The sequence below is a fragment of the Streptomyces glaucus genome (assembly GCF_039533365.1).
Classification (GTDB): Bacteria; Actinomycetota; Actinomycetes; order Streptomycetales; family Streptomycetaceae; genus Streptomyces; species Streptomyces glaucus.
In genome coordinates this window covers 32,595-46,487 of the sequence record NZ_BAAATK010000024.1, presented here as the reverse complement: position 1 = coordinate 46,487, position 13,893 = coordinate 32,595, and the positions used below count along the sequence as shown (strand labels likewise).

Here is a 13,893-nt window from a genome sequence, read left to right as displayed (position 1 = left end):
GCATGACGGACGACGACAAGAACCCCGCCCGCCAGATCATCACCGACTACGCCCAAGCCCACTTCCGGTACTTCCGCACCGCCGACGGCACCGTGTACGCGCAGAGGAACGGCCACCCCGTGGCACGCCCGATCCGCTCCCAGGGCACCACGGGCAGCCACCGCCAGGAACTCATGGTCGGGCTCTTCCGCGACGGCGTCGGCGTCTTCAACGGCACCGCCCTGAAGGAGGCCCTGGACTTGATCGAAGCTCTCGCGCTGACCGAGGACGTGCAGCCCGTCCACATCCGCGTGGCCCCCGGATTCGACGGGGCGACGTGGCTGGACCTCGGGCGCAGCGACGGCCAGTCCGTCCGCATCCACCCCACCGGCTGGGACATCACGATCCCCGACCCGCGCGAGGTGTGCTGGCGGCGCACCCAGCTCACCGGGGAACTGCCCCTGCCGGCCAAGGACACCAACGGCAAAGGCATCGACGCCCTGCTGCGGCTGTGCAACTTCGCCAACGCGGAGACCGAGTGCCTGGCCATCGCCTGGCTCATCGGCTGCCTGGAGCCGTCCGTGCCCGTCCCCGCCCCGTTCCTCACCGGCCCGCAGGGCGCCGGCAAGTCCACGGGCGGCCGGATGCTCGTGCGGGTCATCGAGGGCATGAGCGGAGACCTGCGCCGGGCGCCCAAGGACGAGGAGAACCTGATCGCGGCCGTGGCGGCCGGGTGGGTCACCGCCCTGGACAACCTCTCCCACATGACCCCGGACCTGTCGGACGCCATGTGCTGCATCGTCACCGGGGCCGAGAACGTCAAGCGCGCTCTGTTCACCGACGGGGACGTCTTCCGCGCCCGCTACCGGCGCCCCCTGTTGCTGACCGGTATCGACGTGGGCGTGATCCGCCCGGACCTCGCCGAACGGCTGCTGCCCCTGCGGCTGGAGCGGCCCAAGGTCCGCCGCACGGAAGCGGAACTGTGGGCGGAGTACGCCGAGGCGCTGCCGGTCATCCTCGGCTCCCTGCTCGACCTCACGGTCAAGGTCCGCGCAGCCGAGGCGGACATCCCCACCGACCTGCGCATGGCCGACTTCGCCCACCTGTGCGCCCAGCTCGACGCCGCCACCGGGTTCGGGTCGCTCGCTGCCTACCGGGCCAGCCTGGACGACCTCAACGACGACGTCATTGAGGGCGACCTGCTCGCGCAGACCGTGCTGAAGCACGCCGCCGGCATTGAACCGGGCACCGAGCAGCGGATGACGTCAGCCGAATGGCTGCACTGCCTCACCGGCCTTTACAGCGGCGAGGAGTGCCGTCCCCTGCCCAAGGGCTGGCCGACCACCGGCAAGGTGCTCTCCGACCGGCTCAAGCGGCTCCAGCCGACGCTGGCCGCCCGGGACGTCCTCATCGACTGGGGCCGCACCAGCAAAGCCCGGTACATCGAAATGACCCGAGCCGTGGCCGCGCCGCCCTCTCACGAGCAGCCACCGGTCTTCTGACCAGCGGCACCGCCGACCGCACAAGCAAGAAGAGCACCCGGCGGCGCGTGCTCTTCTTGCCGTTCGGCGGCAACGCCGCCGCCCGATAGGCGTGCCGCAAAGCGGCTCCTTCTCTCGTTCTGAGCCGCACCGCACCACAACAAACACCCCCTCTCTTGTCCGAAGTAGAGAGACGCTGCGTCACCTGTGTCACCCAAGACCGGCAAACAGCCCCTGACCAGCCGCAAGAGCGGTGACGCAGACCGGCGACGGCTGCGTCACCCCGCGTCACCCGCGTCACGGCTGACGAAAGGCCGCGTCATCCGATGACGTACTTCGCCCGCCTCGCGTCACTCAAAGGCGCAGGTCAGAGCCTCGCGCGACACAGATGACGCGGTGACGCAGAAATCCACACCTCGGACAAACCCTGCCTCCCTGGAGGTCCCACCGTGCCAACCGTTGTCGCGAGCGACCCCCGCGCGACCCTCCGCGGCGGTCTCCCAGACCGCTACCTCACCCCCGACGACATCGCCGACATGTTCGGCGTGCCGCTCGAAACCGTCTACCAATGGCGCAGGAAGCGCACCGGACCGCCCGGCTTCCGCATCGGCAAGCACCTCCGTTATGACCCCGCTGACGTGCGCGCCTATGTGATGCAGCGCAAGAGCGCCGGCCAGAGCGCCGCATAGCCAACCCAACCCAGAGAGCAGGGAGAGCTGCCCCATGCGGCTCTCCCTGCTGTATGTCGAGAGGACGTCGCCGAATGGCCGGCCACATCCAGGACCGTTGGTACAAGACCGAGACGGCACCCAATGGCAAGACGATCAGGGTAAAGACCGACCGATACGGGACCGGCTTGCGCTACCGGGCCCGCTACGTTGCCCCGGACGGGAGCGAACGCAGCAAGTCCTTCCCGGACAAGCAGAAGCGACTCGCAGAAGCGTGGCTGACGCAGATCGCGGCTGATATGACCCGTGGTCAGTACGTCGATCCGTCGGCTGGCAAGGTGACGTTCAAGGAGTTCGCCACTCAGTGGCTGGCGTCCCAGACCACGGACCCTTCCACCATCGTGAACATGGAACTGAGGTTCCGGCTGCACGCCTTTCCCTATATCGGTTCCCGCTCGCTGAGCGCGTTCCAGCCTGCCCATATCCGTACGTGGGCACGGACCCTCGCGGACTCCGGGATGGCAGCTTCCTACCAGCGGACGATCTTCGCAAACGTCTCCGCTGTGTTCGGGGCCGCCGTGGACGACGGCATTCTGGCCCGGAACCCCTGCCGGGCAGGTTCCGTGCGGGCCCCCAAGCTGGACCCTCGGAAGATCAAGCCGTGGACGCATGACCGGGTGGACGCCGTCCGGGAGGGACTTCCGAGCCAGTACGCGACGGTCGTCGATGCTGGTGCCGGGTGCGGTCTTCGGCAGGGCGAGATCTTCGGGCTGGCCGTGGACGAGGTCGACTTCGTTGAAGGAGTCGTGCACGTGGTCCGGCAGGTCAAGCTGGTGGGCCCGCACATGGTGTTCGCTCCGCCCAAGGGCGGCAAGCTGCGAGACGTGCCCCTGCCCAACGTGGTGTCGGATGCGCTTGCCGCTCACATCACCCGCCGGCCCCCTATCGACGTCACTCTGCCGTGGAAGACCCCGGACGGGCCGCCCGTCACCGCGAAGTTGCTGTTCTACTCGCGGGAGCGTAAGGCGCTGAACAGGAACTACTTCAACATGTACCTGTGGAAGCCCGCCCTGATCGCTGCTGGCGTCATTCCTGACCGGGCTCCGGGGGAGCGGTTCGAGCCTTCGCGTGAGCACGGCATGCACGCCTTGCGGCACTACTACGCGTCGGTGCTGCTGGACTCCGGAGAGAACATCAAGGCGCTGGCCGAGTACCTCGGTCACTCCGACCCGGGGTTCACGCTCCGGACGTACACGCACCTCATGCCGAACAGCCAGGATCGGGCTCGCAGGGCCATTGACGCCGCATTCGGCGCACCCGACGCGGACGGCGGACCTGGTGGCGAGGGCGACGGACCTGGCGAGGGCGACGTGCCGTCCTAAGCGGCGGCGGGCCAGAAACAGGCCGTCGGCCGTGCCCTTCCACGCAGGAAGAGCACGGCCGACGGCCCACAGACGGCCCAGGGGAGCGGTTACCCGCTCTGACCTGGGGCGATATCACACGTCGAAGTACAGCTCGAACTCGTGCGGGTGCGGACGCAGCTGCAGCGGGGCGATCTCGTTCGTGCGCTTGTAGTCGATCCACGTCTCGATCAGGTCGGACGTGAAGACGTCGCCCTGGAGCAGGAACTCGTGGTCGGCCTCGAGGGAGTCGAGGACGGCCGAGAGCGAGGTCGGGACCTGCGGGACGCCCGCGTGCTCCTCCGGAGCCAGCTCGTACAGGTCCTTGTCGATCGGCTCGGCCGGCTCGATCTTGTTCTTGATGCCGTCGATGCCCGCCAGCAGCAGCGCCGCGAAGGCCAGGTACGGGTTGCCGGAGGAGTCCGGGGCGCGGAACTCGACGCGCTTGGCCTTCGGGTTCGAGCCGGTGATCGGGATGCGCATCGCGGCGGAGCGGTTGCGCTGCGAGTACACCAGGTTCACCGGGGCCTCGAAGCCCGGCACCAGACGGTGGTAGGAGTTCACCGTCGGGTTGGTGAAGGCCAGCAGCGACGGGGCGTGCTTGAGGATGCCGCCGATGTAGTAGCGGGCGGTGTCGGACAGGCCCGCGTAGCCCTGCTCGTCGTAGAAGAGCGGCTCGCCGTTGCTCCACAGCGACTGGTGGACGTGCATGCCCGAGCCGTTGTCGCCGAAGATCGGCTTCGGCATGAAGGTCGCCGTCTTGCCGTTGCGCCAGGCGACGTTCTTCACGATGTACTTGAAGAGCTGGAGGTCGTCGGCGGCGGCGAGCAGCGTGTTGAACTTGTAGTTGATCTCGGCCTGGCCGGCGGTGCCCACCTCGTGGTGCTGGCGCTCGACCTTCAGGCCGGCCCGCTCCAGCTCCAGGGAGATCTCGGCGCGCAGGTCGGCGAAGTGGTCGACCGGCGGGACCGGGAAGTAACCGCCCTTGTAGCGGACCTTGTAGCCGCGGTTGTCCTCCAGGGCGCCGGTGTTCCAGGCGCCGGCCTCGGAGTCGATGTGGTAGAAGGACTCGTTCTCGGAGGTCTTGAAGCGCACGCTGTCGAAGACGTAGAACTCGGCCTCGGGACCGAAGTAGGCCGTGTCGGCGATCCCGGTGGAGGCGAGGTAGGCCTCGGCCTTCTTCGCCACGTTGCGAGGGTCGCGGGAGTACTGCTCGCCCGTGATCGGGTCGTGGATGAAGAAGTTGACGTTCAGCGTCTTGTCCCGGCGGAACGGGTCGACCCGGGCGGTCGTCAGGTCCGCGCGCAGCGCCATGTCGGACTCGTGGATCGCCTGGAAACCACGGATCGAGGACCCGTCGAAGGCGAGCTCCTCGTCCGGGTCGAACGCCGTGGCAGGGATCGTGAAGTGCTGCATCACGCCCGGCAGGTCGCAGAAGCGGACATCGATGAACTTGACGTCCTCGTCCGCGATGAACTTCTTGGCCTCGTCGGCGTTCTGGAACATCCAGCTCCTCCTACTCCCGACCGTCCCGCCGGGGTGGTAGTTCGTTCGTGCGGCCAGTGCGGGTGGCACACGCTGTTCCCGACCCTAAGGACGGGTGATTTCTCCGGCGTGACCCGTTTGTTTCGCAGAAGTTAACCGAACTCCCTCCACGGTAGCTCGAACGGACCCCGCCGGACCTCGGTCACGTACCGCCGCAGTACCGTGTACGAGTGGACAAGAGGCAAGCAATCGGATCGTGGCTCTCCGGACCGCGCGCGGCCATGGAGGACGCCGGTGCCGACCTCGGATACCGGGGGCAGCAGCTCGGTCTGCCGGAGGAGGGGCCGGGCTCGATCGCCCGTCCGGGCCGGCGGCTCGGCGCCCTGGCCGTCGACTGGGCGATGTGCGCCCTGATTGCATCCCAGTTCATCACGCAGAGCTACGACCAGGCGTCGTCGAACTGGGCGCTGCTCGTCTTCTTCGTGATGAGCGTCCTGACCGTCGGCACGATCGGCTTCACCCCGGGCAAGCGCCTGTTCGGCCTGCGGGTGGTCGCCCTGGACACCGGCGCGGTCAGCCCGGCGCGCGCCCTGCTGCGCACCTTCCTGCTGTGCCTCGCGATCCCGGCCCTGGTCTGGGACCGCGACGGCCGCGGCCTGCACGACCGGCTGGCCCGCACGGTGGAGGTGCGGATCTGACCCCGCGGGGGCCACTCCCGCAGAACGCCGATCGCGGGGGCACTGATCCCCGCGGGACGCCCGGCCTCCGCGGGACGCCCCGCACGGCGCCGCTCCCCGTACGACGAAGGGGCGCCCGGACCACTCCGGGCGCCCCTTTTCTCGTGCGAGGGGATCAGCGGGGCCGCGGCCCGCCCTTCGGCAGGCGCATCCCCTTCGGCATCGGACCCTTGGGCAGCGGCATGTTGCTCATCAGGTCGCCCAGGGCGCGCAGCCGGTCGTTGGTCGCGGTGACCTGCGGGCCGGTGAGCACCCGCGGCAGCTTCAGCATGGTCGTGCGCAGCTTCTTCAGCTCGACCTGGCCCTCGCCGGTGCCGACGATCAGGTCGTGCACGGGCACGTCCGCGACGATGCGGTTCATCTTCTTCTTCTCGGCGGCGAGCAGGGACTTCACCCGGTTCGGGTTGCCCTCGGCGACCAGTACGATGCCGGCCTTGCCGACCGCGCGGTGCACCACGTCCTGGTTGCGGTTCATCGCCACCGCGGGGGTGGTCGTCCAGCCCCGGCCGATGTTGTCCAGCACGGCCGCGGCGGCGCCCGGCTGGCCCTCCATCTGCCCGAAGGCGGCCCGCTCGGCCCGGCGCCCGAAGACGATCGCCGTCGCGAGGAAGGCGAGCAGCAGGCCCAGGATGCCGAGATAGATGGGGTGGCCGATCAAGAAACCGATCGCGAGGAAGACACCGAAGGTGACGATTCCGACAGCCGCGAGTACAAGACCGATCTTCTTGTCGGCCCTGCGGGTCATCTTGTAGGTCAGGGCGATCTGTTTCAGTCGCCCGGGGTTCGCAGCCTCCGCTGCGGTTTCCTTCCTCGCCATGCCACGAAGTCTACGTGGCCCCCGGAGCGCCGACGACGGCAGTGCCCCGGGGAGGCCGGACCGGTGTCAGCGGCGGGCGTCGAAGGCCTGCTCCAGGAAGCGCTGCGCCTCGACGCGGTCCTTGGCCCGGCGGCGGTCCTCCAGGACGGACGTCCAGGCGTTGCGGCGGGCGGTGCGCTGACCGCCGCTCATGAGCAGCGACTCGACGGCGCGCAGCGCGCCGGTCAACGACGGGATGGCGGTGGCGCGTACGGGCGCGGCCTGCATCGTGGAGGTCCCCCCTCGGTCCTGCTCCGGGTGCGGGTGCACATGGCGTGAGTTCAGGGTCACTGATTGGTGTTACCAGGGCGTGACCGACCGGTCAAACACCCATGAAGCCCCGATTTGCGGGACGGAAACGCCGCCGCGGTCCTGACGGGCGCCCTGATCTGCGAGGACGGTCAGGACCGCGGTCCCGTGGTCACTACCGGTGGGTAGCCGCTTGTGCGCGAATTCACACGTATGCCGGAGCCCCGTACGGGCGGCGGGTGATTCCGCGTCAGACGGCCTGCGCGGCGACGGCCCCGCCGTCCCGCTGCCCGGCACCGGACCGGCGCTGCTCGATCGCCATCCGGTAGAGGCGCCCGGCCCGGTACGAGGAGCGCACCAGCGGACCGGACATCACGCCGGAGAAGCCGATCTGCTCGGCCTCCTCCTTCAGCTCCACGAACTCCTGCGGCTTGACCCAGCGCTCCACGGGGTGGTGGCGCACGGACGGGCGCAGGTACTGCGTGATGGTCACCAGCTCGCAGCCGGCGTCGTGCAGCTGCCTCAGCGCCTCGCTGACCTCCTCGCGGGTCTCGCCCATGCCGAGGATCAGGTTCGACTTGGTCACCAGGCCGTAGTCCCGGGCGGCGGTGATGACCTTCAGGGAGCGCTCGTAGCGGAAGCCGGGGCGGATCCGCTTGAAGATCCGGGGCACCGTCTCGACGTTGTGCGCGAAGACCTCGGGCCGGGCGGAGAAGACCTCCGCCAGCTGCTCGGGGACCGCGTTGAAGTCGGGGGCCAGCAGCTCCACCTTCGTGCGGCCGCCCTCGCGGTGCGCCGTCTGCCGGTGGATCTGGCGCACGGTCTCCGCGTACAGCCAGGCGCCGCCGTCCTCCAGATCGTCGCGGGCGACGCCGGTGATGGTGGCGTAGTTCAGGTCCATGGCGACCACGGACTCGCCCACGCGGCGCGGCTCGTCACGGTCCAGCGCCTCGGGCCTGCCGGTGTCGATCTGGCAGAAGTCGCAGCGCCGGGTGCACTGGTCGCCGCCGATGAGGAAGGTCGCCTCGCGGTCCTCCCAGCACTCGTAGATGTTCGGGCAGCCGGCTTCCTGGCAGACCGTGTGCAGGTTCTCGCTTTTGACGAGGTTCTGCATCTTCGTGTACTCGGGACCCATTTTCGCCCGGGTCTTGATCCACTCGGGCTTGCGCTCGATGGGGGTCTGGCTGTTGCGGACCTCCAGGCGCAGCATCTTGCGTCCGTCGGGTGCGACTGCGGACACGTCGGCTCCCTAGCTTCGATTCTTCGGCGTACCCCAGGGTACGCCCGTGATGTGCACGGCCCCGTGCGCGGGCCGCCCCCGACAGCGGGGGCGCTAGGCCGAGGCCTTCTCCGGCTCCCTCTCGATCACCCGGGGCTTCGGGTCCGCGTTCTCCAGCACGTCCCGCAGATGCCGCTCCACCACCGGCAGCACCTCCTGGACCGTCACGTCCCGGCCGAGTTCGTTCGCCAGGGAGGTGACGCCCGCGTCGCGGATGCCGCAGGGGATGATCCGGTCGAACCACGAGTTGTCGGGGTTCACGTTGAACGAGAAGCCGTGCATGGTGACGCCCTTGGCCACGCGGATGCCGATCGCGGCGATCTTGCGGTCCTCGCGGCGCTGGCCCGCGTTGGAGGGGGCGTACTCCGGGCCGTTCAGGCGCGGGTCGAACTCCTCGTCGTGCAGCCTCGGGTCGAAGTCCAGGGAGAGGCCGCCGAGCGAGGGGCGCTGCTCGACGGGGTCGCCGAGCACCCACACGCCGCTGCGGCCCTCGACCCGGGTGGTCTCCAGCCCGAACTCCGCGCAGGCGCGGATCAGGGCCTCCTCCAGGCGCCGCACGTGCGCCACCACGTCCACCGGGCGCGGCAGCTTCTGGATCGGGTAGCCCACCAGCTGGCCCGGACCGTGCCAGGTGATCCTGCCGCCGCGGTCCACGTCGACCACCGGGGTGCCGTCGAGGGGGCGCTCGCTGTCCGCGGTCCGGCGGCCGGCCGTGTACACCGGCGGATGCTCCAGCAGCAGCACGGTGTCCGGGATCTCGTCGGCGAACCGCGCCGCGTGCACCCGGCGCTGCTCCTCCCACGCCTCCTGGTACTCGACGGCCTGAGCGCCGAACCCCATACGGACGAACCGCAGCTCACTCACGGCAAGCGCCTCCCTGGAAGGTCGTAGGGCACGCATCGTGCCCACGCCACTGTACGACCGGTCCCGCGGCCTCGGCCGTCCGGCCGCCCGTCAGCCCTCGCGACCGATCCTCACACGATCGGATGAATGCCGGTCAAAGGGTACGTTCGCCCGCTCACGCTCCGCTACATTCGCGCCGTCCACATGGCCATAAGGGCTGCTCACAGGCAATCCAGGGGCACATCGCACGCCGGAAGGCAGGAGACCGCACCGCAGATGACGGAACGACCCGCGCAGCGCACTCCCAATCGTCAGCTCGCCGCGCTCATCGCCGAAGCCGGGTTCTCCAACGCGGGTCTCGCCCGTCGCGTCGACCAGCTCGGGCTCGAACACGGGCTCGACCTGAGATACGACAAGACATCCGTCACCCGCTGGCTGCGCGGGCAGCAGCCGCGCGGCACCACCCCCGCCCTGATCGCCGAGGTCTTCACCCGGCGCCTCGGCCGCCGCCTCACCGCCCAGGACCTCGGTCTGGACGCCTGCGCCCCCGTGTACGCGGGGCTGGAGTTCGCGGCCACCCCGGAAGAGGCCGTCGACATCGTCAGCGGGCTGTGGCGCAAGGACTCCGGCAGCCACGCCGAGCTGCGCAAGATCGCCTTCACTCCGGCCGGCCTCGTCGTGCCCAGCCGGGACTGGCTGATCGGCCGCCCCGACGAGAAGGTCGCCCGCCCGGGACAGCCCTCCCCCGGGCTCCCGGCCCCGCTCGAGCGCAGAGGCGTCCCCGCCGTCCCCGCGCAGGGCCGCCCGGCCGCCCCCGGACTCCCGGCCGCACCCGACCGGGAGGGGCCCCCGCCCCGTCGGCGCGTCCCGGCCGAACGCGGCCCCGGCCAGAAGGTCACGGCCGGCGACATCGCCGCGCTCCGCTCGGTCGGCGAGCTGTTCCGCAGCCTCGACGACGCCTACGGCGGCGGCCACGCCCGCCAGGCCCTCGTGCGCTACCTGGAGCACGAGCTGGAGCCGATGCTGCGCGGCACCTACGGCGAGCAGACCGGCCGCCGCCTGTTCGCGGCCGCCGCCGACCTCACCCGGCTCGCGGGCTGGACGTCGTACGACATCGCCGCGCACGGCCTCGCCCAGCGGTACTTCGTGCAGGCGCTCCGGCTCGCGCAGGTGGCCGGGGACCGGGCCTACGGGGCGTACGTGCTGGTCACCATGAGCCGGCAGGCGGTCTACCTCGGCCACGGACGCGAGGCCGTGCAGCTCGCCCGCGTGGCCCAGCAGGGCGTGGGCACCTCCGTGCCGCCCGTCGTGCAGGCGCTGCTGCACGCCGCCGAGGCGCGCGGGCACGGCGTGCTCGGGGAGGTGCGGGCGTGCACCGCAGCGCTCGTACGGGCCGAGCGCGCCCTGGAGGCCGCCCGCCCCGGGGACGAGGCGCCGCACTGGGCGCGGTTCTTCGACGAGGCCCAGCTCGCCGACGAGTTCGGGCACTGCCACCGCGACCTCCAGCAGTTCCGCGCCGCCGCCCAGCACGCGGAACGTTCCCTGCAGCTGCGCGCCCCCGCCTACGCCCGCAGCCGGCTGTTCTGCCGGGTCGTCCTCGCCACCGCCCGCCTCGGTCTCGGCGAGCTCGACCAGGCCTGCCAGCTGGGCGTCGAGGCGGCCGGACAGGCGGCGGAGATGCGGTCGGTGCGGGCGGCGGAGTACGTCAGGGACTTCGAGCGGCGGCTGGAGCCGTACAAGGACGCGGCGCCCGTGCGCGGCTACCGGGACAAGGTCGCCGCCCTCGGCTAGACCCGCCCGCCGGACCCCGCCCGCCGGGCGGACGGGGTGAGACGACGGGCCTAGGCGGCCCGGGCCGTCGGCAGGGGGTCGGCCGCGTGCATCGGCCCCGCCGCCCCCAGATCCGCCAGGATCGCCGCCGCCGCGCGGCGGCCCGACCGCAGGGCGCCCTGGACGGTGCTGGTGTCGCGGTGGTCGCCGCACACGTACAGGCCCGCCAGCAGCCGCACCGGCCGGCGCGGGTCGTGCGGCGGGCGCATCGCCGGCACCGCCTCGGCGGTGTGGTGCACGGCGAGCGTCTCCCAGCGCGCCGTCGAGGTGCCGTACAGGCGGGACAGATGGCCGCGTACGACGGTGTCGACGTCGGCCGGGGGCGGGCCCAGCACCGTGGACGACACCAGCGTCCGGCCCGCCGGCGCCCGCGACGGGTCGACGCGGCTGACGACCGCCGTGTGGGCGACCGGGCCGCCGCGGTCCGCGTCCAGCAGCAGGCACGCGCCGGTCGGCGGCGGCTCGTCCGTGGTGTGGTGCACCACCGTCACCGGGTGGAAGTCCGGCACGCGCAGGCCCGGCAGCAGCTCCGCGGCGGCCCGCGCGCCGGTCGCCAGCAGCACGGCCCGGCAGCGGATCTCGCCGTGCCCGGCGGTCGTCACCCCGTTGGTGGAGACCGAGGTGACCCGCACACCGGTGTGTACGGTGCCCGGCGGCAGCGTCCGCGCGAGCAGCTCCGGCAGGGCCTGGGCGCCCCCCTCCGGCAGGCACAGCCGCCCGCTCGCGAAGGCGCGCAGGGCGAGGTCCGCGCACCGGCTGGACGTGGTGAGGTCCGGGTCGCACAGCAGGGCGGCCAGCAGCGGACGCAGAAAGCCGTCGACCGTCCGGGCGGGCAGGCCGCGGGCGGCGAGGGCCTGTCCGGCGGGCAGCTCGGGACGGGCCAGCAGCCGTTCGACGGGCGTGTCCGCGAGCCGGGCCAGCTCGGCACGGAGCCGCAGGGGCGCGACGATGCCGAACTGGCGGCCGCCGTGCCGGTACCGGTCGAGGCGGGCCGGCGGCGGAGCGTCCGGGACCGGGCGGGCCCGGCCGGCGGCGCCCGGCGGGGCGCCCGCCCGGTTCCGGGGCGCGGGTGCCGGCCGGGGGACGCCCGCCAGGGCGCGCACGGCGTGCAGCGCGCCCCGTGCGCCCCGGGCGGTCGCCGGGATCCCCGCACGGTGGCGGCGTCCGTCGCTGTGCACCAGGACCCCGGGCGCGAAGGGACGCAGCACCAGCCCGTCCAGGGCGGTGGCGCGGCGCGGATCGGGATGCGCCGCCGACGCCGGCCACGACGTCCACGGCACCGTCAGCAGCTGCCCGGTCCGGTCGAGCCGGAAGCCGTCGACCCTCTCCGTCGTCATCCGGCCGCCCACGCCGTGGGCGGCCTCCAGGACCATGGTCGTCACTCCGGCGTTGGTCAGCCGTCGCGCCGCCCAGAGCCCGGCGACTCCGGCTCCCACGACGACGACGTCCGCCTGGTACGCGGGTTCAAGCACGTGCCCCTCCTAGAGGTTGCGCGGGCGCTGGAGACGTGATGCCCCCAACCGGCCTCCGGGATAGCCGAGTTCAGGACGAGTGTCAGGGCCGTGATCGGCCGCCGGGAGTCGCGCACGGGCAGGGCACGGTCGCACGCCGGTCGCATGTGCTCACCGGCCGGCGGCCGCGCGGATCGCGTCCTCGATCCCCGGGAAGGCGAACCCGAACCCGGAGGCCAGCAGGCGCGTGGGCAGCACGCGCTGACTGCCCAGCACGTCGCCGGCCAGCTCGCCGAGCACGGCCCGGAGCACCGGGGCGGGCACCGCGAACGGGGCCGGGCGGCGCAGCACGCGCCCCATCGCCGCGGTGATCTCGCGGTTCGTCAGCGGCTGCGGGGCGGTGAGGTTGAACGGCCCGGCGAGGTCGTCCCGGCCGAGGAGGTGGCGGAGCGCGGCCACCTCGTCGTGCAGCGCGATGAACGACCAGTACTGCCGCCCGTCGCCCAGCCGCCCGCCGAGCCCCGCCCGGAAGAGCGGGAACAGCCGCCCCCAGGCGCCGCCCCCGCGGGCCACCACCAGCCCGGTGCGGGCGAAGACGGTCCGTACGCCCGCCTCGGCGGCGGGGGCCGCGGCCGCCTCCCACTCCACGCACAGCTCGGGCAGGAAGCCCGCACCGGCGGGCGCGCTCTCGTCGACGGCCCGCTCGCCGGTGTCGCCGTAGATGCCGATCGCGCTGCCGTTCACCAGGACCCGGGGCGGCCGGTCCAGCTCGGCGACGGCCCGCGCGAGAGCCGCCGTGCCGAGGACGCGGCTGCGCCGGATCCGCTCCTTGTACGCCTCGGTCCAGCGGTGGTCGCCGATGCCGGCCCCCGCCAGGTTGACCACGGCCGCGCACCCGGCGAGCCCCGCCACGTCCACGGACCCGCGCTCGGGATCCCAGCGCACCTCGTCCGCCGTCCGGGGCGCACGGCGCACCAGGCGCACCACCTCGTGCCCCTCGGCGGTCAGGGACCGCACCAGGGCGCTGCCGATGAGACCGGAGGCGCCGGCCACCGCGACGCGGGAACGTTCCATGCGCCCATCCTGCCCGCGCGTGCGGAAAACCGCGGACCGGTCCTGGTGCATCCGCCGTACAGTGACCGCCATGCCCGTTCCGCACATACGCCAGGCCACGCCCGACGACGAGGAGGCGCTGCGGCGGCTCGACCGGGAGACCTGGTCCCACCAGCACGCGGTCACGCCCCGCCCGGAACCGGACGAGCCGTTCTTCCGGGAGCACTGCGGGCCGGGCGACCACCTGGTCGCCGAGCTCGACGGCCGGCTCGTCGGCTACGTCCGCCTCGGCTTCCCCACCGGGCTGGCCGCCAACGCGCACGTCCGGCAGATCCGCGGCCTCGCCGTCGCGGACGGGGCCCGCGGCCGGGGCGTCGGCCGGGCCCTGGTCCAGGCCGCCGTCGACCGGGCCCGGGACCTGGGCGCCCGCCGTATCACCCTGCGCGTCCTCGGCCACAACACGGCGGCCCGCGCGCTGTACGCGTCCGAGGGCTTCGCCGTCGAGGGGATCCAGCCGGAGGAGTTCTGCCTCGACGGCGTGTACGCCGACGACGTGCTGATGGGGCGGCCCCTGGTCTGAGG

Annotated in this window: 13 protein-coding genes; 6 read left to right on the top strand and 7 right to left on the bottom strand. The window is 72.1% G+C overall.

Annotated features, from left to right (window positions below; translation table 11 throughout):
* Positions 1 to 2 precede the first annotated feature (2 nt).
* The 3 genes from ABD363_RS18985 to ABD363_RS18975 all read left to right on the top strand — a co-directional run bounded on the left by ABD363_RS18985 (position 3) and on the right by ABD363_RS18975 (position 3,510).
* Entirely contained in the window at positions 3 to 1,481 is a 1,479-nt protein-coding gene (locus tag ABD363_RS18985) for an ATP-binding protein (RefSeq protein WP_344605144.1), read from the top strand.
* A gap of 428 nt (positions 1,482 to 1,909) precedes the next feature.
* The gene (locus ABD363_RS18980; protein WP_344605056.1) at positions 1,910 to 2,149 is read left to right on the top strand and encodes a helix-turn-helix domain-containing protein; all 240 of its coding nucleotides are present in this window, start codon (positions 1,910 to 1,912) and stop codon (positions 2,147 to 2,149) included.
* Between the two features lie 74 nt (positions 2,150 to 2,223).
* Positions 2,224 to 3,510 carry a tyrosine-type recombinase/integrase gene (locus ABD363_RS18975; protein ID WP_344605054.1) on the top strand — a complete coding sequence of 429 codons (1,287 nt, stop codon included), beginning with the start codon at positions 2,224 to 2,226 and terminating at the stop codon, positions 3,508 to 3,510.
* 114 nt (positions 3,511 to 3,624) lie between these two features.
* Here the strand turns inward: ABD363_RS18975 and glnA are convergent, their stop codons facing one another.
* Positions 3,625 to 5,034, bottom strand: a complete 1,410-nt coding sequence (gene glnA, locus ABD363_RS18970; RefSeq protein ID WP_344605052.1) for a type I glutamate--ammonia ligase — start codon at positions 5,032 to 5,034, stop codon at positions 3,625 to 3,627.
* 209 nt (positions 5,035 to 5,243) lie between these two features.
* On the opposite strand from glnA, the gene ABD363_RS18965 reads away from it, so the two are divergent.
* The gene (locus tag ABD363_RS18965; protein ID WP_344605050.1) at positions 5,244 to 5,711 is read left to right on the top strand and encodes an RDD family protein; all 468 of its coding nucleotides are present in this window, start codon (positions 5,244 to 5,246) and stop codon (positions 5,709 to 5,711) included.
* Between the two features lie 154 nt (positions 5,712 to 5,865).
* Here the strand turns inward: ABD363_RS18965 and ABD363_RS18960 are convergent, their stop codons facing one another.
* From ABD363_RS18960 to lipB, 4 genes are all read right to left on the bottom strand, one after another.
* Positions 5,866 to 6,567, bottom strand: a complete 702-nt coding sequence (locus ABD363_RS18960) for a DUF4191 domain-containing protein (RefSeq protein ID WP_344605048.1) — start codon at positions 6,565 to 6,567, stop codon at positions 5,866 to 5,868.
* Positions 6,568 to 6,633: 66 nt separating this feature from the next.
* Positions 6,634 to 6,834, bottom strand: a complete 201-nt coding sequence (locus ABD363_RS18955) for an SCO2195 family GlnR-regulated protein (RefSeq protein ID WP_344605142.1) — start codon at positions 6,832 to 6,834, stop codon at positions 6,634 to 6,636.
* Positions 6,835 to 7,105: 271 nt separating this feature from the next.
* Positions 7,106 to 8,095, bottom strand: coding sequence for a lipoyl synthase (lipA, locus tag ABD363_RS18950; protein ID WP_344605046.1), 990 nt, complete (start codon positions 8,093 to 8,095; stop codon positions 7,106 to 7,108).
* Positions 8,096 to 8,188: 93 nt separating this feature from the next.
* Entirely contained in the window at positions 8,189 to 8,998 is an 810-nt protein-coding gene (gene lipB, locus ABD363_RS18945) for a lipoyl(octanoyl) transferase LipB (protein ID WP_344605044.1), read from the bottom strand.
* A gap of 255 nt (positions 8,999 to 9,253) precedes the next feature.
* Here lipB and ABD363_RS18940 point away from each other — a divergent pair, with 255 nt between their 5' ends.
* Positions 9,254 to 10,768, top strand: coding sequence for an NsdA family TPR-like regulatory protein (locus ABD363_RS18940; RefSeq protein ID WP_344605042.1), 1,515 nt, complete (start codon positions 9,254 to 9,256; stop codon positions 10,766 to 10,768).
* Positions 10,769 to 10,818: 50 nt separating this feature from the next.
* Here the strand turns inward: ABD363_RS18940 and ABD363_RS18935 are convergent, their stop codons facing one another.
* Both ABD363_RS18935 and ABD363_RS18930 read right to left on the bottom strand, forming a co-directional pair.
* Entirely contained in the window at positions 10,819 to 12,279 is a 1,461-nt protein-coding gene (locus ABD363_RS18935; RefSeq protein WP_344605040.1) for an NAD(P)/FAD-dependent oxidoreductase, read from the bottom strand.
* A 150-nt stretch (positions 12,280 to 12,429) separates the two neighbouring features.
* Positions 12,430 to 13,332 (bottom strand): TIGR01777 family oxidoreductase, encoded by a 903-nt coding sequence (locus ABD363_RS18930; protein ID WP_344605038.1) that lies wholly within the window; start codon positions 13,330 to 13,332, stop codon positions 12,430 to 12,432.
* Positions 13,333 to 13,402: 70 nt separating this feature from the next.
* Here ABD363_RS18930 and ABD363_RS18925 point away from each other — a divergent pair, with 70 nt between their 5' ends.
* Positions 13,403 to 13,891 (top strand): GNAT family N-acetyltransferase, encoded by a 489-nt coding sequence (locus tag ABD363_RS18925; protein WP_344605035.1) that lies wholly within the window; start codon positions 13,403 to 13,405, stop codon positions 13,889 to 13,891.
* The last annotated feature ends 2 nt before the right edge of the window (positions 13,892 to 13,893 follow it).